This is a genomic window from Paeniglutamicibacter sp. ZC-3, assembly GCF_025847175.2.
Lineage (GTDB): Bacteria > Actinomycetota > Actinomycetes > Actinomycetales > Micrococcaceae > Paeniglutamicibacter > Paeniglutamicibacter sulfureus.
In genome coordinates, this window is the sequence record NZ_JAOYTG010000009.1 from 16,294 (window position 1) to 39,591 (window position 23,298).

The window sequence follows — 23,298 nt, forward strand, 5'->3', positions numbered from 1 at the left end:
ATTCGGTATCTGCACAACTAGTGAGAACCAGTTCACCAGCCCTTGTGATGCACGTCAAACACAGCGTGCCATCTGTTGGCACGGTTTTGGCGCGATCGGCGCGGCGCCAAGCGCGCGGGGGAACGGACCTAGGCCAATGAGCCCTCGAGCGCACGGGCGGCCCGCTGCAGCACCGCGATGGCGGTGGTGGCTTGCTCCTCGCGCACGGTGATCAGGTTCAGGCAGGCAGGGACGCCGCTGATGCTGCGGTCAAGCGGCACGGCCAGGCCGTGCATGCCCGGCTCCACCTCGCCGAAGGTCTGTGCATATCCCTTGGAACGGGCGGCGGTGACGCGTGGATCCTCTCCGGGGCTCGCCGGCTCACTGGCCAGTATCGCGTGCCCCGCGGCGCCGAGGTCCAGCGGATGCCGCGAGGCCTCGGCGAAGGACACATGGTAGGTGCCGGAGGTCGGGGCGGTGACCCGCAGCGCGATGGCCTCGTCACCTTCGCGCACGATCAGGGCCAGGGTGGCTCCGAGCTCATCGGCATAGCGGCGTAGCACCGGCTCGGCGGCCGCCAGCAGCGAGTGGTAGGCCGAGGCCGAGAGGGAAAGCAGTCCCGCGGCACCGCGGTAGCGCCCGTCCGCACCGCGGTGAAGCAGCTGGGCGTCGCAGAGCGTGTTGAGCAGTCGGTAGGCACCGGTGCGGTGGATGCCGGCGTGCTCGGCGACCTCGTTGATACCCAGCCCCGCCGGGGTGCCCGCCACCAGGCGCAACACCTCGAGCCCTCGGGCCAGGGTCTGGGATCCGGCGGTTCGGGACGCGGAGGGGGAGGGCGCGGTTGTTGGCTCGTTCACGTTCTTGATCATGGCACAGTGCCCGGGACTCAGGCGACGGTGATGACGATCTTGCCGTTGGTTTCCCCGGCCATCATGGCCGCGAAGCCTTCGTGGATGCGCTCCAGGGGCAACACCCTGTCGATGCGCGGACGCAGGCCCGTGGTGGCCAGCATGCGGAGCATCGCGACCATTTCGTGGCGGGTGGATCCGGTGGAACCGAGCACGCGCAGTTGCTGGTAGAAGATGCGGCCCAAGTCCGCCTCCGGGCTGGTGCCGGAAGTCGTTCCTGCGATCACGATGGCCCCGCCCGGGCGCAGGCAGCGCAGCGAATGTCCCCAGGTGGCCTCCCCGACCGTCTCGATGACCAGGTCCACGCGCTCGTGCAGCCGGGCCCCCGATTCGAAAGCCGCGTGAGCGCCGAGCTCCAAGGCCAGCGCGCGCTTCTCGGCGGTGCGGCTGGTGGCATACACCGTGGCACCCGCGGCCGCGGCCAACGCGATGGCAGCGGAGGCGACGCCGCCGCCGGCCCCTTGGACCAACACCCGGTCCCCTGCCTTGAGCCGGCCCTGGGTGAAGAGCATCCGGTAGGCGGTCGACCAGGCTACGGGCAGGCAGGCGGCCTCCTCAAAGGAGAGCTGTTCGGGCATGGGGATCACGCAGCGATCGGGCACCACGATGTACTCGGCGAAGCCGCCGTCGTGGCTTTCGGAGAGCAGTGCCCGGTTCGGGTCCAGGGTCTCGTCACCGTTCCCGGCATCCGGGTCGGCAATCACCGGGTAGATGACCACCTCGCGCCCGTCGTCGGTGACACCGGCGACGTCGCAACCAAGGATGATGGGGATGTTCTTGGGATCGTGCCCCACCCCGCGCAAGGTCCAAACGTCGTGCATGTTCAGTGACGAGGCCTTGACCTTCACTCGGGTCCAGCCTGCCGGGGGAACCGGTGTGGGGACCTCGCGCAGTTCGAGGCAGGAAAGCGGGTCGTTCGGGTTCTGGGCGTGGGCGACGGCTGCAAGCATGGCGGTTGGATCTCCGGGAACGATAGGGGGGTGTTCGGGCTGGTGGGGGGACTTAGCGCATGCCCAGGCGCAGTGCACCGTCGAGGCGGACGACCTCGCCGTTGAGCATGGGGTTGGATATCAGCGAATGCATCAGTTGGGCGAACTCGCCGGCGTGCCCGAGACGTTGCGGGAAGGGCACGGCGGCACCGATGCCCGACTTGGCCTCGTCGCTGAGGACATCCATGAACGGGGTGTCGAAGACGCCCGGGGCCACGCCGAGGACACGGATTCCGTGACGCGCCAAATCGCGGGCGGCGGGAAGGACCATGGCGTTGACTCCGCCCTTGGAGGCGGCGTAGGCCAGCTGGCCCATTTGTCCCTCGTAGGCGGCGACCGAACTGGTCAGCGCAATGACCCCGCGGGATCCGTCAGCTTCGGGTGCGTTGCCGGACATGGCTTCTGCCGCCATGGTCAACAGGGTGAAGGATCCGACCAGGTTGGTCTCGAGCTGGTCGGTGAAGGACGCACGCGAGTGCGCGCCGCTGCGGCCCAGGGTCTTTTCGATGATGGCCGAGCCCGCTGCGGACACGGCGACCCGAAGCCCGCGGGGTGCCCGGGCACCAAGATCCAAGGCTGTCCCCATCGAGTCTTCGTCGCGCACATCGACGTGCACAAACACTCCGCCGATTTCTTCGGCCAGTGCAGTGCCCTTGACTTCGTTGCGGCCGCACACCACAACCTGCGCTCTGTGGGAGGCAAAGAGACGTGCAGTCGCGGCACCGAGTCCGGAGGTCGCGCCGGTGACCACGACGCCGGCACCGGTGAAATCGATGACTGACAAGGAAGATGGGGAAGCCATGCATCCATGATTGCCGACGTTCGGTGGCAGGAGACAGGATGCGTGCCGGGTGGCGGCACGGTGCCCGCGGGGATCGGTCGGTTGATAGGGGAATCGACGAAATTGCTCCAAAAAAACGTCGAAGTAAGCGGTTGGCCCACTTCGTCCACCGTGAATTTTCCCATGGATGGCGCTCGCCCCTGCGCGCCTAAAGTATGCTGAACTTCTCGCGTCCGAACGCCATCAGTTCGTCGATTTTTCGGGTGGGGCCGAGTCCCGCTGGGTAGGCCAGGCCGAAGGCGTTCTCCGGCACGGGCTCGAAAATGTCCTTGAGCACTGCCCCGGTCATGCGTGTTGCGGATCGCGCCGGATTATTTACTGTGAAGGTCTTGGATGAAGTCTTCGGCCCGGCGAAGGTTCAGCGCCAACTTCGCGCGCTTCTGTTCGGCCTGCGCGATGAACTCCGACAGCCTGGCCCGGGCGGCGGCATTGTTCTTGTCGAGGCCCAAGGCATCAACGGTGTCCAGCAGTTCCCCCATTTCTTCCAGGGTGAATCCCAGCGGCTTCATGGAACGAATCACCAGCATGCGCTGGAGGTCGGAGTCTGTGTAGATCCGAAAGCCGCCCTCACTGCGCGTTGTTGCCGGGAGTAGGCCCACCTCGTCGTAGTGGCGGATGGTTCGCTGGGACAGGCCCGTGGCCTCGGCCAGGTCCCCGATGTGCATGGTCCGCTCATCGGCGGCTGGGGTTGGGGTGTCAGTCATGGGTTCTCCTGTTTCCTCGACTTCCAACTCTACCCTCACGTTAGGGTAGAGTTGGTTTCGTTCGGTGCGTCGCCGCGGCCATTCCTCGCCGCAGCCAACCAGCGCAAAACAAGGACGCGCCGATCCCACATCATTTCATGTACCCGAGCACGCAAGAGCGCCAATTTCCCCTGAACGGAGCCATCAATGGCCACGAAAACCACGGCAGGACACCCGATCCTGACCCCGGAAGAACGGCAATCCGTTCTCCGCACCCTTAAATCCCCGCGCCTGCTCAAGACCGAGGTCCTGGCCGGGTTGGTCGTGGCGCTGGCACTGATCCCCGAGGCCATCGCCTTCTCCATCATCGCCGGGGTCGACCCGCGCCTGGGGCTCTTCGCCTCCTTCACGATGGCCGTCTCCATCGCCTTCCTCGGCGGGCGTCCGGCCATGATCTCCGCGGCAACGGGAGCCATCGCCTTGGTCATCGCCCCGCTGGTGAAAAGCCACGGCGTTGACTACTTCATCGCCGCCGTCATCCTGGCCGGCATTTTCCAGGTCATCCTGGCCCTGCTGGGCGTGGCCAAGTTGATGAGGTTCATTCCCCGCCAAGTCATGGTCGGATTCGTCAATGCCCTGGCTATCCTGATCTTCATGTCCCAGGTCCCCGAGCTCCTTGGCGTCCCCTGGATGGTCTACCCACTCACCGCCCTGGGCCTGATGATTGTCTTCGGCCTGCCCAAACTCACCACCGTGGTCCCCGCGCCCCTGGTTGCCATCGTCGTTCTGACCCTTATTGCCGTTGTCGCATCCCTGGCGGTCCCCACCGTCGGGGACAAGGGTGAGATGCCCGAGAGCCTGCCGGCCCTGTTCCTGCCGAACGTTCCACTGAATTTCGAAACCCTGCAGATCCTGTTCCCCTACGCGCTGGCCATGGCCTTCGTGGGCCTGCTTGAATCCCTGATGACCGCCAAGCTTGTCGATGACGTTACCGACACCCGTTCCAACAAGACCCGAGAATCCTGGGGCCAGGGGGCGGCGAACATCATCACCGGATTCTTCGGCGGCATGGGCGGTTGCGCGATGATCGGGCAGACCATGATCAACGTCAAGGCCTCCGGCGCCAGGACCCGCATCTCCACCTTCCTGGCCGGAGTTTTCCTGCTCATCCTGGTCGTCGCGCTCGGCGGCATCGTGGCGCTGATCCCGATGGCCGCGCTGGTGGCCGTGATGATCTTCGTGTCCGTGGCCACCTTCGACTGGCACAGCATCAAGCCCTCCACCCTGCGCATGATGCCCAAGAGTGAAACTACCGTCATGGTCATCACCGTCATCTTCACCGTAGCCACGCACAACCTGGCCATTGGCGTCGGCGTCGGGGTGCTCACTGCCATGGTCCTGTTCGCCAACCGGGTGGCCCACCTGGTCACCGTGGAAAGGCGCATCGAGGAACACTTCGGGGTAAAGATCGCCAAGTACGAAGTCAACGGCGAGCTCTTTTTCGCCTCGTCCAACGACCTCTACACCCAGTTCGACTATGTCGAAGACCCCGACCGCGTCGTCATCGACATGTACAACTCGCACTTGTGGGACGCCTCCACCATCGCCTCCCTGGATGCCATCACTGCAAAATACGAGAAGTACGGCAAAACAGTCGAAATCGAGGGCCTGAACGCGGCCAGCCTCATGATGCGCGAGCGCATGGCGGGCAAGCTGGGGCCCGGGCACTGACCCTATGCCGTAGGGTTGTAGTCAGGTGCGCCGGGAAGTCTGGTCGGCAATGTCAATTGTCGAACCCACTTTAAGGACTCAACCCCATGGGCATGAACCCACCGTCCAAACGCCCCCTGATCGGGTACGGAAGCTACCCCGAAGCCTTGCGCATCGGTGCAATCCTCCGCAAGGAGACCGTCGGCGGAGCCCTGTTGGTCGTCGCCGCGGTCGTGGCGCTGATCTGGGCCAACTCCCCGGCCTCCGAAAGCTACTTCGCCCTGCGCGACCTGAAGATCGGCTACGAGCCCTGGCACCTGGAACTGAGCCTGGGCGCCTGGGCCGCGGACGGCCTGCTGGCGGTCTTCTTCTTCCTGGTCGGCCTTGAACTCAAACGGGAAATCGTTGCGGGGGACCTGCGCCAGATCAGCAAGGCGATCGTCCCGGTCGCCGCGGCGGTGGGCGGCGTCGTCGTCCCCGCCCTGATCTACGCGGCCATCAACTGGGGAAACCCCGAGACCATCTCCGGCTGGGCCATTCCCACGGCCACCGACATCGCCTTCGCCGTTGCAGTCTTGGCGGTCATCGGTTCACACCTGCCCACCCCGCTGCGCATCTTCCTGCTGACCCTGGCCGTGGTCGACGACCTCATGGCGATCACCATCATCGCGATCTTCTACACCAGCGAAATCAACACCGGCGCCCTGCTGCTCACCCTCGTCCCGTTGGCGCTCTACGGTTTTCTTGCCCAGAAGTACCGGCGTTTCTTCGGATTGAATCCCTCGGCGGCTTGGTTCATCCTGCTGCCGATCGGCTTTGCCGCCTGGGCGCTGCTCCATGCCTCCGGCATCCACGCCACGGTCGCCGGTGTTGCCCTGGCCTTCACGATTCCGGTCCTGCACAGTACCAAGCACGGCAAGCACGCCGAGGGACCGGGGCTGGCCGAGGTCTTCGAGCACCGTTTCCGCCCGCTCTCGGCCGGTTTCGCCGTTCCCGTCTTCGCCTTCTTCTCCGCCGGCGTCGCCGTGGGCGGATTCCAGGGCCTGGCCTCGGCCTTGAGCGACCCAGTCGCCATCGGCATCATCGTGGCACTCGTGGCCGGAAAACCGATCGGGATCCTGGCGGCAACCTGGCTGACAGCCAGGTTCACCAAGGCGACGCTGGACCCGGCGCTCAAATGGGTGGACCTTGCGGGCGTCAGCCTCCTGGCAGGCATCGGCTTCACCGTCTCGTTGCTCGTCGGCGAACTCAGCTTCGGGCTGGGCAGCCCCGCCAACGACCATGCGAAGGTCGCCATCCTGGGCGCCTCCATCCTGGCCGCAGTCCTCGCTTCCATCCTGCTCGGCAGCAGGAACCGGCAATACCGGAAACTGCAGGCCCAAGAGAACATCGACGCGGACGACGACGGAATCCCCGACGTCTACCAGTCGGAGCAGTAACACCACCCCGATTGAATGGCACCTGGGGCATTTGGGCGCCTCGCTTGCGGGGACCCGATCCGGAAGCGGGCCTTCACCCTTTGCCGTGAGCCGTGGCGTCCGCGGACCGGGCCGAGCCACAGCGACGGCCGGGCAGCAGAAAGGTCCGCCCCGCGGAATTCCACCAATGGTGGCATCCCGCGGGGCGGACCCGTGCGTTTAGGTAGCGCTTAGCGGGCGGCTGCCAGCTGCACCGCGACGTCGACGATCATGTCTTCCTGGCCGCCGACGTAGCCGGCCTTGCCGATCTCCTCGAGGATGCGGTAGGCCGGGACGCCGTAGCGTTCGGCCGCGCGCTCCGCGTGGATCAGGAAGGAGGAGTAGACCCCGGCGTAGCCCTGCATGATGGAGGCGCGGTCCATGACCGGCATGCGGGTGATGAACGGCTTGACGACGTCCTCGGCCGCGGCCATGACGCCCTGGATGTCGACGCCGGTCTTGATGTCCAGGCGGTCGAAGGCGGCGGCGAGGACCTCGGTGGGCGAGTTGCCCGCACCGGCGCCCAACGCCATCAGGGTGCCATCGATTTGCTTGGCCCCGGCGCGCACGGCGAACACCGAGTTGGCGACGCCGAAGCTCATGTTCTGGTGGCCGTGGAAGCCGACCTGGGCGTCGTCGCCGAGCTCGGCTACCAGGGCCGAAACGCGATCCGAGACATCGTCCAGGATCAGGGCGCCGGCCGAGTCGACCACGTAGACGCACTGACATCCGGCGTCGGCCATGATGCGGGCCTGCTTGGCCAGCTCCGCCGGGGAGACACGGTGGGAAAGCATCAGGAAGCCAACGGTTTCCATGCCGAGCTTGCGGGCGTGCTGGAAGTGCTGGATGGAGACATCGGCCTCGGTGCAGTGGGTGGCGATGCGGGCGACGGAGGCCCCGGCGTCGTACGCCTGGTTCAGGTCGTGGATGGTGCCCAGGCCCGGGAGCATCAGCACGGCGATCTTCGCGGCCTTGGCCTCGTCGACCGCTGCCTTGATCAGGTCAAGTTCCGGGGTCTTGGAGAAGCCGTAGTTGAAGGAGGATCCGCCCAGGCCGTCGCCGTGGGTGACCTCGATGACCTCGACGCGGGAGTCATCCAGCGCGCGGACCACGGAGCGCACATGTTCCTCGGTGAACTGGTGGCTCATGGCGTGGGAGCCGTCGCGCAGCGTGGTGTCGGACAGACGGATGTCAAAGGTGGTGTTCATGGGTGCAGTCATGGTGTGCTTCCCCGTCCTTGCTAGTTGGCCAGCGCGGCGGTGCGCGCGGCGTCGATTTTGTCGGAGAGCAGATCCGCGGTGCGGGTGGCTGCCGCGGTGATGATGTCCAGGTTCCCGGCGTACTCGGGCAGGTAGTCGGCGGCGCCGGCGACCTGGACCCAGATGCCCACGCGACCAAAGCCGCCCCAGTCCTCGCGGGCTTCCTCGAACTGCGGTTCCAGGCGCAGTGCGTAGCCCGGGACGTAGTCGCGGATGGAGGCTGCTGCCTCATCGATGGCCGTGCGGATCGCATCCTGGGTGGCGCCGGGGGCTGCGGCCTCGGCCGGGATCATGCAGTAGATGGTGTTGCGCATCATCATCGGCGGTTCCACCGGGTTGATGATGATGATCGCCTTGCCGCGCTTGGCGCCTCCCACGACCTCCAGGGCCTTGGCGGTGGTCTCGGTGAACTCGTCCACATTGGCGCGGGTGCCCGGGCCGGCGGACTTCGAGGCAATCGAGGCGACGATCTCGGCGTATTCGACCGGGACCACGGAGGAGACCGCTGCGACGATCGGGGTGGTGGCCTGCCCGGCGCAGGTGATCATGTTGACGTTCATGGTGTCGGTGAGCGAATCAAGGTTCACCACCGGGGCGAGGTACGGACCCACGGCGGCGGGGGTCAGGTCGATCGCGTGGATGCCGGCGGCCTTGTACTTCGGGGCGTTGGCCTCGTGGGCCTTGGCGGAGGTGCACTCGAAAACGAAGTCGGGGAGCTCGTCCTGGGCCAGGAGCCAGTCCACGCCCTCGGCGGAGGTGGTGATGCCGAGCCGGGCTGCGCGGGCCAGCCCGTCGGAGTTGGGATCGACGCCGATCATGTACTTGACCTCGACGTTGGTGGAACGGCGCATGATCTTGAACATCAGATCCGATCCGATGTTGCCGGAGCCGACGATGGCGGCTGTTTTCTTGGCCATGGGTTTGCTACTTCCTGAGAAAAGGTAACGAAGAATAAGGAGAGGGGGTTAGACGAAGTTGATGCTCAGCGAGCCCAGCGAACCGAAGTCGGCGGTGGCCGACTGCCCGGCGATGACCGGCAGGGCGCCGGTGAAGGAACCGGGCAGGATGAGCTGGCCGGCCTCCAGGGACACGCCCTGTTCTCCCAGCACGTTGGCCAGCCAGGCCAGTGGAGCGACGGGATCGCCCATGACGTCGGCGCCGGTGCCCGTGGCCTGCTTTTCGCCGTCGATGAGCAGCGAGCACTGAACCGAGTTGAGGTCCTCGACCGCAACGTTCAGCGGTGTGGTTCCCACGGCGATGGCGCCGCAGGAGGCGTTGTCGGCCACGGTGTCAACCAGGCAGATGTCCCAGTTGGCGACGCGCGAGTCGATGATCTCGATGGCTGCGTAGACCTCGCCGATGGCAGCGGCGGCCTGTTCGCGGGTGATGCCGGGGCCGGTGAGGGTTTCCTTCAGCACGAAGCCGAATTCGGGTTCGACCTTGGGGGAGATGAAGGAACCGGCGGCGATCTGCGCGTCCTCGTGATGCACCATGTCGGTGAAGAAGAAGCCGAAGTCGGGGGAGTCCACGCCGAGCTGCTTCTGCATGGCCAGCGAGGTCAGTCCGACCTTGCGCCCGGCCAGCACGCGGCCTGCGGCAACGTGGGCGCGCAATTGCGTGTCCTGGATGCGGTAGGCGTCGTTGACGTCCATGCCTTCCACGCGGTCGCGCAACGGGGCGATCGGTTCGAGGGTCTCGGTGGCGGCCAGCAGGTCCGCGGCCAGGGAATCCAGGAGTTGCGTGCGTTCGGTGCTCATAATGGTTTCGCTCATTTCTTCAGTACCGCGGTGGTGACGCCAAAGCCGGCAATGTATTCCTTGATCGGCTTGTAGAACTCGTAGTTGACCTCGTATTCGCCGCAGGCGCGCAGCGCAGAGTAGGCGGCTACCCAGGTACGGACCTCGTGCGAGGAGTGCCCTGCGACCGCATCCATCTCATCCGCGGTGTAGGCGTCGAAGCCCTCGACGTTCCCGGACCTGCAGACATCCAGGAAAGCCCGGTCCCATTCGGGGTTCAAGTCCATGATGTCGGCCTCGCCCGCAGCGAACTTGATGGCCGTGTTGATGGTGTTGGCCTGTCGGGCCGCGCGGGCCTCCGGGGTGGGGTTGCGGCCGTTGGTCAGCATGGCGCGCTGTGCTTCAGTGGCCGTGGCGATCTGCGGGACCGGCGGGTCGTGGGACAGTCCGCCGGAACCGATGAACAGGACCTTCTTGTCCGAGTCCTTGAAATATTCGCCCACTGCCTGGCCGAACTTGCGCACGCGCGAGACCTTGGTGAAGGGACGGGCCACGGAATTGACGAAAATCGGGATTACCGGAACGGTGTCCAGGCCGCCGAAGATGATTTCCATCGGCTGCACGGCTCCGTGGTCGACCTCCATCTTGCGGGAGATCGCGGTGTCGATGTCCTGGTCGATGATGTACTGGGCCAGTTTTTCGGCTTCGGTGGTCGGGACGTTGATCGGTCCGGCCCAGGAATCGTAGTCGCCCGTGCCATGGGCTTCGTAGCCCACGCAGAACGGAGGCATCAGGTCGTAGAAGAACCCGTTGTAGTGGTCGGGTCCGAAGTTGACGACCAGATCCGGGTTGAATTCCTTGGCAAACGCACGAACCTGCTCGAAGGCGGCGTCGACAGCTGCCTTGACGTCCTCCGGCGGGTTGGTGTGCTCCAGCAGGGGAGAGTGCGACATGGCGATCAGTGCTTGTTGCATTCCTGGCGCTCCATTCGATTGGCGACTTGAAGATTTTGCTTGCTTTCATTCCATCCCACGCGCCGAACGAAGACACGCTGTTGTTCCATACAGCGGCACGAATCATTCAACGTTTTTAGGGGCAGCCCCGTGGTTGCCGGGTAAACAGCGAACCGACTGATGGTAGCTAAACGTGCACTAGTGCATAATTTAGGCATGGACGAGACAAACGAGGGCGCACGCACGGCCCGTCGGAACCGCCATTGGACGCAAATCCACGAGGCGGCGGTGGCATTGGTGCTTGAAAAGGGCTTGGCGGCGACCACCGTCGATGCCGTTGCCTCGGCTGCGGGGGTCTCGCGGCGCAGCTTCTTCAACTACTTCCCCACCAAGGAGGACGCGGTGCTGGGCACCCGCGAGCCCTGGTTGCCGGAGGCCGACTGGGAGGATTTTGTTTCCTCGAGGCTGGAGGTGCTGCCGCGCACCGCCAAGCTCCTTGCCGCGGTGCTGAACACGAGCACCCACGCCGGAGAGGGATTCCGGAGGCGGCGTGAAATGGTGCGGGCTTTCCCCGAGCTCCGCCGACGCACCCACGTCCACGTGCAGGCGGCCGAGCAGCTGGTGGCCACCGCACTGATCGAACGACTCAAGCCGCACCAGGCGGCGCTGCTCGCCCACGAATTGCCGAGGGATCCCGGCGCCCAGCACGCCCTGGTGCTACTGGCCGGGACCATCACCCGTTACGCGTTCACCGAGGACCCGGAGGAATTCGCGCGCGACTGGCCATCCGCGGTGGCGCGGGCCAGCGCGATATTCGGCTCGCTGCTGCACCCGGTTTCCCGCTGACGGCTTCGGTGGAGGCTACTTGCCCAGGCGGCGTTCCTTGAGCACGTACGTGAAGGTGGTGTGCACCAGCACCTTGGCGTCCGCATCGGCGACCTGCACCTCGGCCACGACCACCGAGGACCCGCCACGCAGGATGCGTGCGGTGGCAACCGCCGGTCCGGACTTGGAGTTGGACATGAAGTTCACGTTCGACTGCACGGCCAAGGGGAACTGTCCGGCGTTCGCGTAGGCGTTCATGGCCAAGTAGGTCCCGGCGATGTCGGCGGCGCCAAAGAGCGATGCGGCGGCAAACATGCCATTGGCCTGGGCCAGCTCGTCGCACAACGGCATCGAGAAACTCATCGAGTCCTCGGTGACGGCATGCGGGGACAGGCGCAGCGTGAAGGTGATGTCCTCGAAACCAAGTGATTCGCGGAACTTGTCCCAGCGTGCGGTGAACTCGGACAGGGTTGCAGGTAGTGCCATGATCTTTGTGTCTCCAGTAGTCAGGGGGAAATGGGGAGTTGGCTCCCACCTTAACGGCGATGGCACCCGATCGGGACAACCGGGTGCCATCTGGCAGCACAACCGCCGGATGGCGGGATGCCGTGTGGTGGATTACTTGCGCTTCAGGGTTTCCTTGGACATCAGCACACACGCGGCGCCGACGGCAATCAGGAAGATGAAGTACCAGGCGATGTTGTTCGTTCCACCGCCGTTACCCAGATTGACCAGCCACTGGCTCATCAGTGGGGCCAGGCCGGCGCCAAGCACCGAACCAACCTGGAAGGTCAGCGATACGCCGGTGTAGCGGGATTCGGTGTCGAACTTCTCGGCCAGGAAGGCTCCGATCGGGCCATACATGGAAGCCTGGATGATCGGGTTGCCGACCATGAAGCCCAGGGCGATCATCCAGAAGACTCCGGAGTTGAACAGCGCGAACATCGGGAAGACCAAGACGATGGAAATCAGCGCACCGGTTAGCATGACCGGGCGGCGGCCGTAGCGGTCCGAGAGCCAGGCGAAGAACGGGATCGCGAAGATGTGCACGAGGGACGAAGCGGTGAGCATCATCAACGCGGTCTGCCGGTCCACCGCGCCGGAGGCAACGACGTAGGGGACCATGAAGATCGCAAGCATGGCCTGCATGAACAGCGGGCCGGCCACGGCCAGGGTGCCCAGGATGGTTTCCTTCGGGTAGTCACGCAGCACACGGGCCAACGGCATCCCGGTGTGGGTTGCTCCGGTGGCCTTGGCCTTGAGGAAGTCGGGAGACTCGGTCACGCGGTAACGCATGTACAGGCCGATGATCACCAGCACCGCGGAAAGCAGGAACGGGATGCGCCAGCCCCAGGCCAGGAATGCTTCCTCGGGGAGCCCCGCGAAGAGGCCAAGGATCAGGGTAGCCAGCACGGATCCGGTCGGACCGCCGGTCACGGCGATGGAGGCAGCGAAGCCGCGGTTCTTTTCCTTCACGTGTTCGGCGGCCATCAGCGTGGCGCCTGCCCATTCGCCGCCCACCGCCAGGCCCTGGATGACGCGCAGCAGAACCAGGAGCAGCGGGGCCGCGATGCCGATGGTCTGGTACGTCGGCATCAGGCCGATGACGACCGAGACCAGGCCCATCATCATCAGCGTGATGAACAGGATGTTCTTGCGGCCAAACTTGTCACCGAAGTGACCGAAGAGCACGCCGCCCACGGGGCGGGCGATGTAGCCGGCCAGCAGGATCACGAACGACAGCGCGGTGCCAAGGCCCTTGTCCATGCTCTCCGGGAAGAACAGGTGGGGGAAGACCAGTCCGGCGGCAGCGCCGTAGAGCAGGAAGTCATAGTATTCGACCGTCGAGCCCAGGAAGCTGGATATCAGTGCCCGGCGGGTTTCCTTGGGCGTTGCCTCAGGGTGTTGCTGTACTGCGTCCAGCCCGGTGTGGGAATGGGTTGCCATGGTGACTCCGTGGTGTGATTGCGAGTTGTGTCACATGGAAGCATGGCTGGAGTCCTCAGCGAATACCCAGACCGCGTGCCGCGGTGCGGAACGCGGAAAGTGACGGGTGTCATTTTCGGTCCGTGCCGGGCCGGAGAAATGCGTAGGCGCCCGGAAGCCGGCAGAACCGGTCCGCGGGCGCCGCCGCCAGAGGTGCGGTCAGTGGCTAATCGCGTCCGGCCCGCCGGGTTTCCTTGGACAGGTACACGCATACCGCGGCAACAAGGATCAGGAAAATGAAGTACCACGCGATGTTGTCGGTGCCGCCGCCGTTGTCCAGGGCGATCAGCCACTGGGCCATCAGCGGTGCGGTTCCGGCACCGAGGACCGAACCGACCTGGTAGGTCAGCGAGACGCCGGTGTAGCGGGCATTGGTGTCGAACTTCTCGGCCAGGAAAGCGCCGACCGGCCCGTACATGGAGGCCTGGATGATCGGGTTGCCGACCATGAATCCCAGTGCGATCAGCCAGAAGCTGCCCGAATTGAACAGGGCAAACATCGGGAAGACCAGCGCCACCGAGATCGCGGCACCGGCCAGCATCACCGGGCGGCGGCCGAAGCGGTCCGAGAGCCAGGCGAAGAACGGAATGGTGAAGATGTGCAAGAAATTCGAGGCCGTCAGCATCATCAGCGCCTCTTGCTGGGTCAGGGCCCCCGAAGCCACCACGTGCGGCACCATGAACACTCCCATCAGCGCCTGCATGAACAGCGGCCCGGCAATGCCCAGGATGCCCAAGACGGTTTCCTTCGGGTACTCGCGCAGCACGCGAAGGATCGGGGCGCCGGTGGGTCCGGTGTTCTCGGCCTGGGCTTTGAGGAAGTCGGGGGACTCGGTCACCCGGTAACGCATGTACAGGCCGATGATGACCAGCACCGCGGAGAACAGGAAGGGCAGTCGCCAGCCCCAGGCCAGGAACTCCTCGCGCGGCAAACCGGCAAAGAGTCCGAGAATCAGTGTGGCCAGCACCGCGCCGGCCGGTCCGCCGGAGACGGCGACGGAAGCGGCGATCCCGCGGTTCTTTTCCCCGACGTGTTCGGCGGCCATCAAGGTGGCCCCCGCCCATTCCCCGCCCACGGCCAGGCCCTGGATGACGCGCAGCAGGACCAGGAGGATGGGTGCGGCCATGCCGATGGCCCCGAAGGTGGGCATCAAGCCGATCGCCACGGACACCAGCCCCATCATCATCAGAGTGATGAACAGGATGTTCTTGCGGCCGAACTTGTCGCCAAAGTGGCCGAAGAGCACGCCGCCGACGGGCCTGGCGATGTAGCCGGCCAGCAGGATCACGAAGGACAATGCAGTGCCCACGGCGGGGTCCATTGTTTCGGGGAAAAAGAGATAGGGGAAGACCAGCCCGGCGGCGGAGCCGTAGAGCAGGAAATCGTAGTACTCGACCGTGGAACCAAGGAAGCTGGAGACCAGGGCGCGGCGGGAACCCTTGCCGGAGGTTCCGGCTGCGGCCGGTGCGGGGGCGGGATGTGTGGTCTGGGTCAAGGTGTCTCCGAAAAAAGAATATGGACTGAGGTATTGACATAACCATTGCCGATGTGATCGGGCACACCAAAACGGTGTTCCGTTAGACGGAACACGGCGGCTGGCTCCCGGCCATTCCCACATCGGACCGATGGCCGCCCGTGTTGACAGGATTGGGTGTGCTGGGGTTCGGCACGGCCGTTGGCACTTTGCCCGCGTCTCCGGTGTGATTGAGGTCAAGAGAACACACCCCATCATCCGTCGGGCGGCGAGCGCCCAGGAGGAAACGATCCACATGAGCACCACGGACAGCTGCCCCTCTGAGGCGAATGCCGCCATCGGCAAGATGCGCGGCTCCGAACACGGCCCGAAGAACATCGACGTCTCCGCGCTGGTGGACGCCGAAGACGGGCTCATCGATCGGTCCATCTACACGGACCCAGGGATCTACGACCAGGAAATGCGCCGGATCTTCGCCCGCAGTTGGCTCTTCCTGGCCCATGCCAGCCAGTTCAAGAAGCCCGGCGACTTCTTCACCACCTTCATGGGGCAGGACCCGGTGATCGTCACCATGGACAAGACCAAGACGATCCGCGCCTACCTGAACTCCTGCCGCCACCGCGGGATGAGGTTGTGCCGCGCCGACGCCGGCGCCACCAAGATGTTCACCTGTACCTACCACGGATGGTCCTTCGACCTGGCCGGCGCCCTGCAGACGGTGCCCAACGAGAAGGCCTACCCCGAGGACTTCGACAAGAAGCAGTGGGGCCTGATCGAGGTCCCCCGCGTGGCCGAATACAAGGGCCTGATCTTCGGCAACTGGGACAAGGACGCCGCGGACCTCGAAGAAACCTTGGGCGACATGCGCTACTACCTGGACGCCATGCTCGACCGCGACCCGGAAGGGACCGAGGTCATCGGCGGGGTGATGAAGTGGGAGCTGGAGGGCAACTGGAAGCTGGCCGCGGAACAGTTCGCCACCGACTGGTACCACGTGAACATGTCACACGCCTCCGCGCTGATGGTCATGTCGCCGACCGGCAAGGGCCCCAAGGCCGAGATCGTTGCGACGCCCGGGCGCCAGTTCCTCTCGCCGAATGGACACGGCGCGGGTTTCCCCACGCACCCCAAGTCCCGCTTCGACGCCCAAGCGGTGCACGAGCACTACGACTACGACGCCCTGCGGGAGCGCCTGGGCGACGCCGCGGTGGAGGGCCCGATGACAACCGGCCACGCCACGGTCTTCCCGTCGTTTTCCTACTTGCCGGTCAACGGCTCGATCCGCATCTGGCACCCCAAGGGACCGAACAAGATCGAGGTCTGGGCCTGGATTCTGGTGGACAAGTCGATGCCGGAGGACGTCAAGGACGCCCAGCGACTCTACAACCTGCGCACCTTCGGGCCCTCGGGCATCTTCGAGGCCGACGACGGGGAAAATTGGTCGGAGATCCAAGCGGTTTCCGGCGGCTTCGTCACCAACTCGGTGCCGTTGAACTTCCAGATGGGCATCGGCTCGGAGCGCGAGGACGGGGTGTATCCCGGGCAAACCTCGGAACTCTACTCGGACGCCGCGGGCCGCAGCTTTTACAGGCACTGGGCCGAACTGATGAACACCCCGGCCTGGCACGAACGGCCCGCGCCGGCACCCGCGGGCGAATCGGCCTGATCCCCGGCAGCAGCTGCCACCACCCACACGGATTTTTAGCAGGAGGACGCCATGAGCGAAGCAATCAATATCGGAACCATCGATGACATCGACGAGGGAGAGGCGAAGGTCATCCCCGCCGAGGAGAACGGCACGGGCGAGGACATCGCGGTGTTCCACGCCGAGGACGGCAACTTCTATGCGCTGGACGACACCTGCACGCATGAGACCGCGTCCCTTGCCGACGGCTGGATCGAGGGCACCGAGGTCGAATGCCCGGTGCACTCGGCCAAGTTCTGCCTGAAATCGGGCACCGCCTTGTGCATGCCGGCTACCATCGCAGCGCGCACCCACAAGGTCGAGGTCTCCGGCAACGATGTGCTGCTTTACCCGGCCGTGAGCGTCGTCGACGCCTAGCCGCAATCGTCCACTTTCTTCCACCCGTCTGAAACCCAAGGAAAAATCGATGAGCGTCGAATCTGTTGTGATCATTGGTGGTGGCCTCTCCGGCTTCACCGCCGCCAAGGAACTGCGGGGACGCGGTTTCGCCGGGACGCTGTCCATCATCGACCCGGAGGGCCTGCCCTACGACCGTCCACCGTTGAGCAAGGACTACCTGGCCGGTTCCAAGGACGCAGCAGGAATCGCCCTGGCGTCGGCAACCTGGTACGTGGAAAACAACGTCACCGTCATCACCGGCACCGCCACCGCGCTGGACCCGGACGCCGGCACGGCAACGCTGGATGACGGCAGGGTGCTGGTCGCGGACCGCTTCGTGCTGGCCACCGGCGGGCGGGCCCGCCGCCTGTCCATCCCCGGCGGGGACCTTCCCGGGGTCCTGGAACTTCGCACCAAGAATGATGCCGACACGCTGCGTGGGCTCCTGGCTCCGGGCGTCCGCCTCGCGATTGTCGGTGCCGGGCTGATCGGTGCGGAAACAGCTTCCTCCGCCCGCGGCTTTGGGGCCGAGGTCACCCTCATCGATCCCGTGGAAATCCCGCTGGTCCCGGCTATCGGCGAGGGGCTGGCCACCCGACTGCACAACATGCATGCGCAGCACCAGGTGCGCACCGTCACCGGCATCCCGGAGGAAATCACCCAAGGCGCCGAGGGCTACGGCATTCTTCTGTCTACCGGTGAAACCATCGCGGCCGACGTGGTGCTGGTGGGCATCGGCATCATCGCCGCCACCGAACTGGCCGAGGCCGCCGGCCTGGATACAGACAATGGGGTGCTGGTCGATGAACGCGGCGCCACGTCCCACCCGCGCGTATACGCGGTGGGCGACTCCGCCCGTACCCGGCTGGACGACGGCACGCTGCTGCGCCGCGCCGAGCACTGGGAACACGCCATGAACGCCGGAGCCACGGCGGCCGCCGCGATCCTGAACCAGGAACCGCCGGTGCACGGCGCATCCTGGTTCTGGTCGGACCGGCACGGGGTGCACGTAGAGGGCGTGGGGTCGATGCACGGGGATGGCGAGCACGTGGTGCGGATGCTTGACGGCGTGCCGATCGCGGCCTTCCGCCTCGACGCCGAGGGCCTGATGCTAGGGGCCGCGGCTATCGACGGAGGGCTGACGGTGCGGGCGGCACGCCGCATCATCGACCGCAACATCAAGGTCGACGCGCTCGCCCTGGCCGACCCGGCCACCGAACTGAAGAAATTGGCGCGCTAGCGGCGCCCGGCAACGATCCAAAGAAACGGAAACACCATGACCCAGGAAACCGGCACGCAGTTCCAGATGCGTCTGGCCGACGCCGAACTGACCCACGCCGTGGCGCAGTTTTATTTCCACGAGGCCGAGCTGCTCGACGACGGGCGTTTCGCCGACTGGCTGGACATCTTCGACGAGGACCTTTTCTACTTTGCCCCGCTGCGCACCAACAGGCTGCGCCGCCAGGCCGCCCTGTCCATTGGGCAACCGGGGGAGGCAGCCTACTTCGACGAGACCAAGGAGTCGTTGGCCTGGCGCATCCGCCGCTACGACTCGGGCATGGCCTGGGCCGAAGACCCGCCCTCGCGCACCCGCCACCTGATCTCCAACGTGATGGTGCGGCACACCGGGGACTCCGAGCTCACGGTTCGCTGCGCCTTCCTGGTCTACCGCAACCGGCTGCACACCGAGACCGACATCTACGCCGGTGGACGCACCGACGTAGTCCGCGTCCAGCCCGACGGAGGCTTCAAAGTCGCCGAGCGCGAGATCCTTTTCGATGCGAATGTTTTGCAGGCCAAGAACCTGTCGACCTTCTTCTAGACCTGCAGGCAGGGGCACCGTCCCTCCAGTCCCCACACATCAATGGAATAACATGAGAGTGAGCAGATCATGAGCACCACGGCACCAGGCTGGCTCGAGGGCAGCGTCGCCCTGATCACCGGAGGAGGCTCCGGCATCGGACGCGCAGTGGCCGATCGCTACCTCGCCGAGGGGGCGAGCGTGGCGATCTTCGGCCGGGATGCCGCCAAGCTGCAGACCGTCGTCGATGCCTCGGCCGATCCCTCGCGGATGATGGCCATCGCCGGGGACGTGCGCGATGCCGACTCCCTGGCCTCCGCGGTCACCGACGTCGTCTCCCGCTTCGGCAAGCTCGACACCGTGGTGCCCAACGCGGGGATCTGGGACTTCAACCGTTCCCTGACCCGGCTCTCGGCCAAGGAACTAGGGGAAAGCTTTGACGAGCTCTTCGAGATCAACGTCAAGGGCTACCTGCTCACCGTCCAGGCCGCCTGGAAGGAACTGGTCGCAGCCAACGGTTCGGTCGTCATGACCCTGTCCAACGCCTCCTTCCACCCGGCCGGCGGCGGCCCGGTCTACACCGCCGCAAAGTTCGCCGCCCGCGGCCTGGTCACCCAGCTCGCCTACGAACTCTCACCCAAGGTGCGGGTCAATGGCGTGGCGGTGGGCGGGATGGACACAGACTTGAGCGGACCGAGTGCCACCGGCCTGGAAAACCGCACCATCGCCGCGTCGTTCGCGCGCTCGGAGATCACCGGGAACAACCCGCTGATCCCGCTGCACCACGCCTCGGTCGACCCGGTGGACTTCACCGGGTCCTACGTCCTGCTGGCCTCGAAAGCCAATGCGGGTAACATCACCGGTGCCATCATTCCCGCGGACGGCGGCATTGCCGTGCGCGGGTTCGGCGCCCAGGCAGCTGGAGGAGACCACCTGTGAACTTCATCGACCGCAATCCCGTGGTGGGACTCGAACGCCAAACCATCTACTTCCCCCACCAGCTCCTGTTCACCTACGAGGAGCGCACCTGGGACTACGCCGCGTTCTTCGCCGAGGTCCGCGAGCAGGCCACGGCGCTCCACGCGGCCGGTGTGGCGCCGGGGGAGCGCGTTGCCTACCTGGGGCTGAACTCGGTCTCCTTCATGCGCACCATGTTTGCCTGCTGGTGGCTCGGGGCCGTGTTCGTCCCGCTGAACTTCCGCCTGGCGCCGCGCGAGATCGCCGGGCTGCTGGATCAGTGCAACCCGCGGGTGCTCTTCGTCGAGCCCGGGCACCGGGAGACCCTCGAGACCATGCTCGGCTACGCGGACGTCGAGACCGGCGGCATGGCCCTGCTGCTCATCGACGACGACCCCGCCGTTCCCGCACCCGCGACCATCGCCGCACCCTGGACGCCGGCATCGGCGTGGGTGCGCGAGGGCGTCTCCGGTGCCGCGGAACCGGCCATCCAAGGCGCCGACGAGGACGATCTGGCGATCCTCATGTTCACCTCCGGCACCACCGGGCAGCCCAAGGGCGTGGAACTGTCCTACGGCAACATCTGGTGGAACTCGGTCAACGTCGACTCGCTGGTGGACACCCGCCGCGGGGACACCAACCTGGCCGTGGCCCCGCTCTTCCACATCGGCGGGCTGAACGCGCTGACCATCCGGGTCATCGTGCGCGGCGGCCACGTGGTGGTACGGCGCACCTTCGACCCCCGGCAGGCCCTGAAGGACATCCATGAGTACAAGGTCAACCAGGCGTTCCTGGTGCCGGCCATGCTGTCGGCGATGGCCCAGGCCGACGAATTCGCCGACGCGAAACTTGAATCTCTGCGCGCGCTGATCTGCGCCGGTGCCCCGGTGCCTACGATCCTGCTGCGCCAGTACCAGGCCAAGGGCGTGGAGGTGCAGCAGGCGTGGGGACTGACTGAGACCGCTCCCTTCGCCACCTACCTTCCGGCGGAACTGACCCACCAGCGTCCGGGCTCCTGCGGGGTGCCCATGCCGTTCACCCAGATCAAGGTCGTTGACCCGCTGACCGGGGTCGAGGTGGAGGAAGCCGGGCAAACCGGTGAGTTGTGGGTCAAGGGACCGAATGTCACCCGGCGCTACTGGAACAATCCGGAGGCGACCGAGTCGGCCTTCTCCGATGGCTGGTTCCGCTCCGGGGACATCGGCTACCGGGACGCCGATGGGTTCCTGTACGTGGTCGACCGGCTCAAGGACATGATCATCACCGGCGGGGAGAACGTCTACCCGGCCGAGGTCGAGCGTGCGCTGATGGAATATCCAGGCGTCCTGGACGTCGCGGTGGTTGGTGTGGCCGATGAACAGTGGGGAGAGACCGTGGTCGCAGTCATCAGCTGCGCCGACGGAACCGTCCCGAGCATCGAGGAAGTGCGCGAATTCTCCGCCTCGCTGCTGGCCCGCTACAAGCTTCCCAAGCGGCTCATCATCACGGGAGCGGTCCCGCGCAACGGATCGGGCAAGCTCGACAAGCCGGCCGTACGCCTGCTGGCCAACAACACCCTGGAGGCCAAGTAATGTCCGGGCACGACCACGACCACGACCACGACGACGTCGACCTGCTCAGGTGGCCCGACGCACTGGGTCCCGAATGGACCTGCGAGGCCGCGGCGGCCGCGCCGGGCCACGAATCCACGCTGATCATCCGCCGAGCCGGAAGCCAGGTGGCCACGGTGGACGTGATGCGGATCGTGGATTCCGAATTCGCCGCCACCTACCCCTCGGGGCTGCGCGACAGGCTGCTGCTTCCCCATGCGGGTGCGCCAGCCGAGGCAATCCAGCTGGCCTCGGAATCCGTGATGGACGCCGACCCCGCCTGCCGCCGCCTGGTCATGGCCTGTGCGGAGGACGACCTGGAGACCATTGGCATCGCAGAGACGGCCGGGTACCGGTTCGTGGTGGAGGTGGACCTGCATCGCGGGTCGTTCGCGCTGCTGACCGCCGAACCGGCTTGGGTGCTCGAGGAGTCGCGGAACATCGACGAGGTTCCCACCGTCTAGCCCGTGCTCCAAGACCGGCGGATGTCGCCGACGCGTTCGTCCGCGCCGGCGACATCCGCCGCTTCCTTCTTGCCCCGATCCCTACGCGGTTTGCGCATGGCGTAGCTGCTGCCGCTGGCGTGCGCTGACTGCGGCGACGGCGCGCGAGGCCGCATAGCAGACCTTGCGCAGGACCTCGGATTGCGAGTCGGGAATGAACTTGCCGGTGGGACCGGAAATCGACAAGGCCGCCACTGGCTTGCCTCCCGGACCCATCACGGGAGCGGCGATGCAATTGAGGCCCATCAGGATTTCCTCCCGATCGAAGCCAACATGCTCCTTGCGGATAGTGGCCAGTTCTATCCGGAGCACCTCCGGATCGGTGATGGTGTGTGGGGTCCAGGCCGACATTTCACTACGCAGCGCCTCGTCGGCACTCGCGGGGTCGAAGGCCAGCAGGACCTTGCCCACCGCGGTGCAATAGGCGGGTGCCATGCCGCCGATCCGCGAGGGGCTGCGAACCTGCAGATGCCCGTAGAGCTTGTTGAGGTAAATAACGTCGGTGCCCTGCAGCACTGCCAGGTGCACGGTTTGCTTGGTTAGTTCATAAAGGTCGGCGAGATAGGGCGTCAGCACATCGCGCATCCGCCCGTGCGCTGCCGATTCCTGGGTATCGCCGAGGTTCAGGATCATCTTGCCCAAGCGGTAGGCGTTGCCCGCCCGCTCCACCGCCCCGTTGCGCTGCAACATCCCCAACAGGCGGAAAGCGGTTGACTTGGAAAGATCGGCCCGGCGCGCCAATTCGCTGACACCGACGCCGCCCACTGAATCCTGACCGAAGGCGTTAAGCAGCGACATGGCCTTGTCCACTGCGGTGCGGTCATCGCGTTGCTGAACTGGGCTCAGGGACATCTCGGGAAACCTCCAACGTTGCCACCCGAGAGATACTGGGGAGTTTTCGGGCGTGTTACAAGTGTCGTGGGGAAAGTGACGCATGTCAAACATGACAAATTGTCATCTATAAGTGACGATAGATGTATGGCGATGAACAACGTGGTCTCACGGAACATCCAGCGCATCCGGACCGAACGGGAGCTGTCCCTCGGCGAGCTGGCCCGCCGCGCGGGTGTGTCAAAGCAGACTCTGTCCAAGATCGAACAAGGCCTTGGCAATCCCACCATCGGCACGCTCGAGGAAGTGGCGCGTGCGTTGAGCGTCCGGATCGGCGGCCTGCTGACGGAGTGGGGCTCTCCCGTCCTCATGCGGCGCAAGGCCGAAGGGGAGTGGAGTGCCAAGGCGCAGGGTCCAACCCGGGATCTGGACCAGATCTATGGATCGGGCTATGTGCGCACCCAGTTGCTGGCTATCACGGCGGCGCTGGAGGACGCCAACGGAACCACGTTGAGCACAGGATCGCTCCACCAGGTCTATGTGATCGAGGGCCTGGTCGAAATCCGCTATGGCACCGAGCTGGTGCAATTGTCCGAAGGGGACTTCCTGCGTTTCCCGGCCGATGTCGAGCATGTCTTCGGAGCGCCCGACGGCAAGGCCCTGCTGCACATCACCACCACCGCGCCGCACGTGGCGCAGTTCGCGTCCGAAGGCTAACCAGGCGCCGGCCTCGG

The 23,298-nt window shown here is 65.5% G+C and carries 24 protein-coding genes; 11 read left to right on the top strand and 13 right to left on the bottom strand.

The window, feature by feature from the left end:
- Nucleotides 1-128 precede the first annotated feature (128 nt).
- The 5 genes from OIU93_RS10990 to OIU93_RS11010 form a co-directional block, all read right to left on the bottom strand.
- Nucleotides 129-836, bottom strand: coding sequence for an IclR family transcriptional regulator (locus tag OIU93_RS10990; protein WP_264270121.1), 708 nt, complete (start codon nucleotides 834-836; stop codon nucleotides 129-131).
- Between the two features lie 29 nt (nucleotides 837-865).
- Nucleotides 866-1,837: a zinc-binding dehydrogenase gene (locus OIU93_RS10995; protein ID WP_264270122.1), complete on the bottom strand. Its 972-nt coding sequence runs from the start codon at nucleotides 1,835-1,837 to the stop codon at nucleotides 866-868.
- A gap of 52 nt (nucleotides 1,838-1,889) precedes the next feature.
- The gene (locus tag OIU93_RS11000) at nucleotides 1,890-2,678 is read right to left on the bottom strand and encodes an SDR family NAD(P)-dependent oxidoreductase (protein ID WP_264270123.1); all 789 of its coding nucleotides are present in this window, start codon (nucleotides 2,676-2,678) and stop codon (nucleotides 1,890-1,892) included.
- 187 nt (nucleotides 2,679-2,865) lie between these two features.
- The gene (locus tag OIU93_RS11005) at nucleotides 2,866-3,006 is read right to left on the bottom strand and encodes a hypothetical protein (RefSeq protein ID WP_264270124.1); all 141 of its coding nucleotides are present in this window, start codon (nucleotides 3,004-3,006) and stop codon (nucleotides 2,866-2,868) included.
- A gap of 22 nt (nucleotides 3,007-3,028) precedes the next feature.
- The gene (locus OIU93_RS11010) at nucleotides 3,029-3,421 is read right to left on the bottom strand and encodes a MerR family transcriptional regulator (RefSeq protein WP_264270125.1); all 393 of its coding nucleotides are present in this window, start codon (nucleotides 3,419-3,421) and stop codon (nucleotides 3,029-3,031) included.
- A 186-nt stretch (nucleotides 3,422-3,607) separates the two neighbouring features.
- Here OIU93_RS11010 and OIU93_RS11015 point away from each other — a divergent pair, with 186 nt between their 5' ends.
- Together OIU93_RS11015 and nhaA are read left to right on the top strand one after the other, a co-directional pair.
- Nucleotides 3,608-5,131, top strand: a complete 1,524-nt coding sequence (locus OIU93_RS11015; protein ID WP_264270126.1) for a SulP family inorganic anion transporter — start codon at nucleotides 3,608-3,610, stop codon at nucleotides 5,129-5,131.
- Between the two features lie 86 nt (nucleotides 5,132-5,217).
- On the top strand, nucleotides 5,218-6,549 hold the full coding sequence (gene nhaA / locus OIU93_RS11020) for a Na+/H+ antiporter NhaA (protein WP_264270127.1): 1,332 nt from the start codon (nucleotides 5,218-5,220) through the stop codon (nucleotides 6,547-6,549).
- A gap of 209 nt (nucleotides 6,550-6,758) precedes the next feature.
- On the opposite strand, the gene dmpG is transcribed toward nhaA, so the two are convergent.
- From dmpG to OIU93_RS11040, 4 genes are read right to left on the bottom strand one after another with little or no spacing between them, the layout of a single operon-like run.
- Complete coding sequence (dmpG, locus tag OIU93_RS11025) at nucleotides 6,759-7,775, bottom strand: 4-hydroxy-2-oxovalerate aldolase (protein ID WP_264270128.1); 1,017 nt, start codon at nucleotides 7,773-7,775, stop codon at nucleotides 6,759-6,761.
- A gap of 32 nt (nucleotides 7,776-7,807) precedes the next feature.
- Nucleotides 7,808-8,743: an acetaldehyde dehydrogenase (acetylating) gene (locus OIU93_RS11030; RefSeq protein ID WP_264270129.1), complete on the bottom strand. Its 936-nt coding sequence runs from the start codon at nucleotides 8,741-8,743 to the stop codon at nucleotides 7,808-7,810.
- 48 nt (nucleotides 8,744-8,791) lie between these two features.
- Nucleotides 8,792-9,598, bottom strand: a complete 807-nt coding sequence (locus OIU93_RS11035) for a 2-keto-4-pentenoate hydratase (RefSeq protein ID WP_264270130.1) — start codon at nucleotides 9,596-9,598, stop codon at nucleotides 8,792-8,794.
- Nucleotides 9,595-10,536 (bottom strand): 3-carboxyethylcatechol 2,3-dioxygenase, encoded by a 942-nt coding sequence (locus tag OIU93_RS11040; protein ID WP_264270131.1) that lies wholly within the window; start codon nucleotides 10,534-10,536, stop codon nucleotides 9,595-9,597. The genes OIU93_RS11035 and OIU93_RS11040 overlap by 4 nt, the downstream gene beginning before the upstream one ends.
- A gap of 195 nt (nucleotides 10,537-10,731) precedes the next feature.
- Here OIU93_RS11040 and OIU93_RS11045 point away from each other — a divergent pair, with 195 nt between their 5' ends.
- Nucleotides 10,732-11,361, top strand: a complete 630-nt coding sequence (locus tag OIU93_RS11045; protein WP_264270132.1) for a TetR/AcrR family transcriptional regulator — start codon at nucleotides 10,732-10,734, stop codon at nucleotides 11,359-11,361.
- Nucleotides 11,362-11,376: 15 nt separating this feature from the next.
- On the opposite strand, the gene OIU93_RS11050 is transcribed toward OIU93_RS11045, so the two are convergent.
- The 3 genes from OIU93_RS11050 to OIU93_RS11060 form a co-directional block, all read right to left on the bottom strand.
- The gene (locus tag OIU93_RS11050) at nucleotides 11,377-11,826 is read right to left on the bottom strand and encodes a PaaI family thioesterase (protein ID WP_264270133.1); all 450 of its coding nucleotides are present in this window, start codon (nucleotides 11,824-11,826) and stop codon (nucleotides 11,377-11,379) included.
- A gap of 132 nt (nucleotides 11,827-11,958) precedes the next feature.
- A complete protein-coding gene (locus tag OIU93_RS11055; protein WP_264270134.1) occupies nucleotides 11,959-13,287 on the bottom strand; it encodes an MFS transporter in 1,329 nt (442 codons plus the stop codon).
- A 205-nt stretch (nucleotides 13,288-13,492) separates the two neighbouring features.
- On the bottom strand, nucleotides 13,493-14,821 hold the full coding sequence (locus tag OIU93_RS11060) for an MFS transporter (protein WP_264270135.1): 1,329 nt from the start codon (nucleotides 14,819-14,821) through the stop codon (nucleotides 13,493-13,495).
- Between the two features lie 274 nt (nucleotides 14,822-15,095).
- Between OIU93_RS11060 and OIU93_RS11065 the strand changes: the two genes are divergently transcribed.
- The 7 genes from OIU93_RS11065 to OIU93_RS11095 all read left to right on the top strand — a co-directional run bounded on the left by OIU93_RS11065 (nucleotide 15,096) and on the right by OIU93_RS11095 (nucleotide 21,694).
- A complete protein-coding gene (locus tag OIU93_RS11065) occupies nucleotides 15,096-16,466 on the top strand; it encodes an aromatic ring-hydroxylating dioxygenase subunit alpha (RefSeq protein ID WP_264270136.1) in 1,371 nt (456 codons plus the stop codon).
- 51 nt (nucleotides 16,467-16,517) lie between these two features.
- On the top strand, nucleotides 16,518-16,862 hold the full coding sequence (locus OIU93_RS11070) for a bifunctional 3-phenylpropionate/cinnamic acid dioxygenase ferredoxin subunit (protein WP_264270137.1): 345 nt from the start codon (nucleotides 16,518-16,520) through the stop codon (nucleotides 16,860-16,862).
- 49 nt (nucleotides 16,863-16,911) lie between these two features.
- Complete coding sequence (locus OIU93_RS11075) at nucleotides 16,912-18,123, top strand: NAD(P)/FAD-dependent oxidoreductase (protein WP_264270138.1); 1,212 nt, start codon at nucleotides 16,912-16,914, stop codon at nucleotides 18,121-18,123.
- 36 nt (nucleotides 18,124-18,159) lie between these two features.
- Nucleotides 18,160-18,705, top strand: a complete 546-nt coding sequence (locus OIU93_RS11080; RefSeq protein ID WP_264270139.1) for a 3-phenylpropionate/cinnamic acid dioxygenase subunit beta — start codon at nucleotides 18,160-18,162, stop codon at nucleotides 18,703-18,705.
- Nucleotides 18,706-18,774: 69 nt separating this feature from the next.
- A complete protein-coding gene (locus OIU93_RS11085) occupies nucleotides 18,775-19,623 on the top strand; it encodes an SDR family NAD(P)-dependent oxidoreductase (RefSeq protein ID WP_264270140.1) in 849 nt (282 codons plus the stop codon).
- Complete coding sequence (locus OIU93_RS11090) at nucleotides 19,620-21,212, top strand: long-chain fatty acid--CoA ligase (protein ID WP_264270141.1); 1,593 nt, start codon at nucleotides 19,620-19,622, stop codon at nucleotides 21,210-21,212. Before OIU93_RS11085 ends, OIU93_RS11090 begins: the two co-directional genes overlap by 4 nt.
- A complete protein-coding gene (locus tag OIU93_RS11095; protein ID WP_264270142.1) occupies nucleotides 21,212-21,694 on the top strand; it encodes a hypothetical protein in 483 nt (160 codons plus the stop codon). Before OIU93_RS11090 ends, OIU93_RS11095 begins: the two co-directional genes overlap by 1 nt.
- Nucleotides 21,695-21,775: 81 nt before the next feature.
- Here the strand turns inward: OIU93_RS11095 and OIU93_RS11100 are convergent, their stop codons facing one another.
- A complete protein-coding gene (locus OIU93_RS11100; RefSeq protein ID WP_264270143.1) occupies nucleotides 21,776-22,585 on the bottom strand; it encodes an IclR family transcriptional regulator in 810 nt (269 codons plus the stop codon).
- Between the two features lie 126 nt (nucleotides 22,586-22,711).
- Here OIU93_RS11100 and OIU93_RS11105 point away from each other — a divergent pair, with 126 nt between their 5' ends.
- Nucleotides 22,712-23,281, top strand: a complete 570-nt coding sequence (locus tag OIU93_RS11105) for a helix-turn-helix domain-containing protein (protein WP_264270144.1) — start codon at nucleotides 22,712-22,714, stop codon at nucleotides 23,279-23,281.
- Nucleotides 23,282-23,298 lie beyond the last annotated feature (17 nt).

Coding starts and splice junctions, on each gene's coding strand:
- OIU93_RS10995 (WP_264270122.1), bottom strand. CDS start 1,837: ATGCTTGCAGCCGTCGCCCACGCCCAGAACCCGAACGACCCGCTTTCC.
- OIU93_RS11000 (WP_264270123.1), bottom strand. CDS start 2,678: ATGGCTTCCCCATCTTCCTTGTCAGTCATCGATTTCACCGGTGCCGGC.
- OIU93_RS11005 (WP_264270124.1), bottom strand. CDS start 3,006: ATGACCGGGGCAGTGCTCAAGGACATTTTCGAGCCCGTGCCGGAGAAC.
- OIU93_RS11010 (WP_264270125.1), bottom strand. CDS start 3,421: ATGACTGACACCCCAACCCCAGCCGCCGATGAGCGGACCATGCACATC.
- OIU93_RS11015 (WP_264270126.1), top strand. CDS start 3,608: ATGGCCACGAAAACCACGGCAGGACACCCGATCCTGACCCCGGAAGAA.
- nhaA (WP_264270127.1), top strand. CDS start 5,218: ATGGGCATGAACCCACCGTCCAAACGCCCCCTGATCGGGTACGGAAGC.
- dmpG (WP_264270128.1), bottom strand. CDS start 7,775: ATGAACACCACCTTTGACATCCGTCTGTCCGACACCACGCTGCGCGAC.
- OIU93_RS11030 (WP_264270129.1), bottom strand. CDS start 8,743: ATGGCCAAGAAAACAGCCGCCATCGTCGGCTCCGGCAACATCGGATCG.
- OIU93_RS11035 (WP_264270130.1), bottom strand. CDS start 9,598: ATGAGCGAAACCATTATGAGCACCGAACGCACGCAACTCCTGGATTCC.
- OIU93_RS11040 (WP_264270131.1), bottom strand. CDS start 10,536: ATGCAACAAGCACTGATCGCCATGTCGCACTCTCCCCTGCTGGAGCAC.
- OIU93_RS11045 (WP_264270132.1), top strand. CDS start 10,732: ATGGACGAGACAAACGAGGGCGCACGCACGGCCCGTCGGAACCGCCAT.
- OIU93_RS11050 (WP_264270133.1), bottom strand. CDS start 11,826: ATGGCACTACCTGCAACCCTGTCCGAGTTCACCGCACGCTGGGACAAG.
- OIU93_RS11055 (WP_264270134.1), bottom strand. CDS start 13,287: ATGGCAACCCATTCCCACACCGGGCTGGACGCAGTACAGCAACACCCT.
- OIU93_RS11065 (WP_264270136.1), top strand. CDS start 15,096: ATGAGCACCACGGACAGCTGCCCCTCTGAGGCGAATGCCGCCATCGGC.
- OIU93_RS11070 (WP_264270137.1), top strand. CDS start 16,518: ATGAGCGAAGCAATCAATATCGGAACCATCGATGACATCGACGAGGGA.
- OIU93_RS11075 (WP_264270138.1), top strand. CDS start 16,912: ATGAGCGTCGAATCTGTTGTGATCATTGGTGGTGGCCTCTCCGGCTTC.
- OIU93_RS11080 (WP_264270139.1), top strand. CDS start 18,160: ATGACCCAGGAAACCGGCACGCAGTTCCAGATGCGTCTGGCCGACGCC.
- OIU93_RS11085 (WP_264270140.1), top strand. CDS start 18,775: ATGAGCACCACGGCACCAGGCTGGCTCGAGGGCAGCGTCGCCCTGATC.
- OIU93_RS11095 (WP_264270142.1), top strand. CDS start 21,212: ATGTCCGGGCACGACCACGACCACGACCACGACGACGTCGACCTGCTC.
- OIU93_RS11100 (WP_264270143.1), bottom strand. CDS start 22,585: ATGTCCCTGAGCCCAGTTCAGCAACGCGATGACCGCACCGCAGTGGAC.
- OIU93_RS11105 (WP_264270144.1), top strand. CDS start 22,712: ATGGCGATGAACAACGTGGTCTCACGGAACATCCAGCGCATCCGGACC.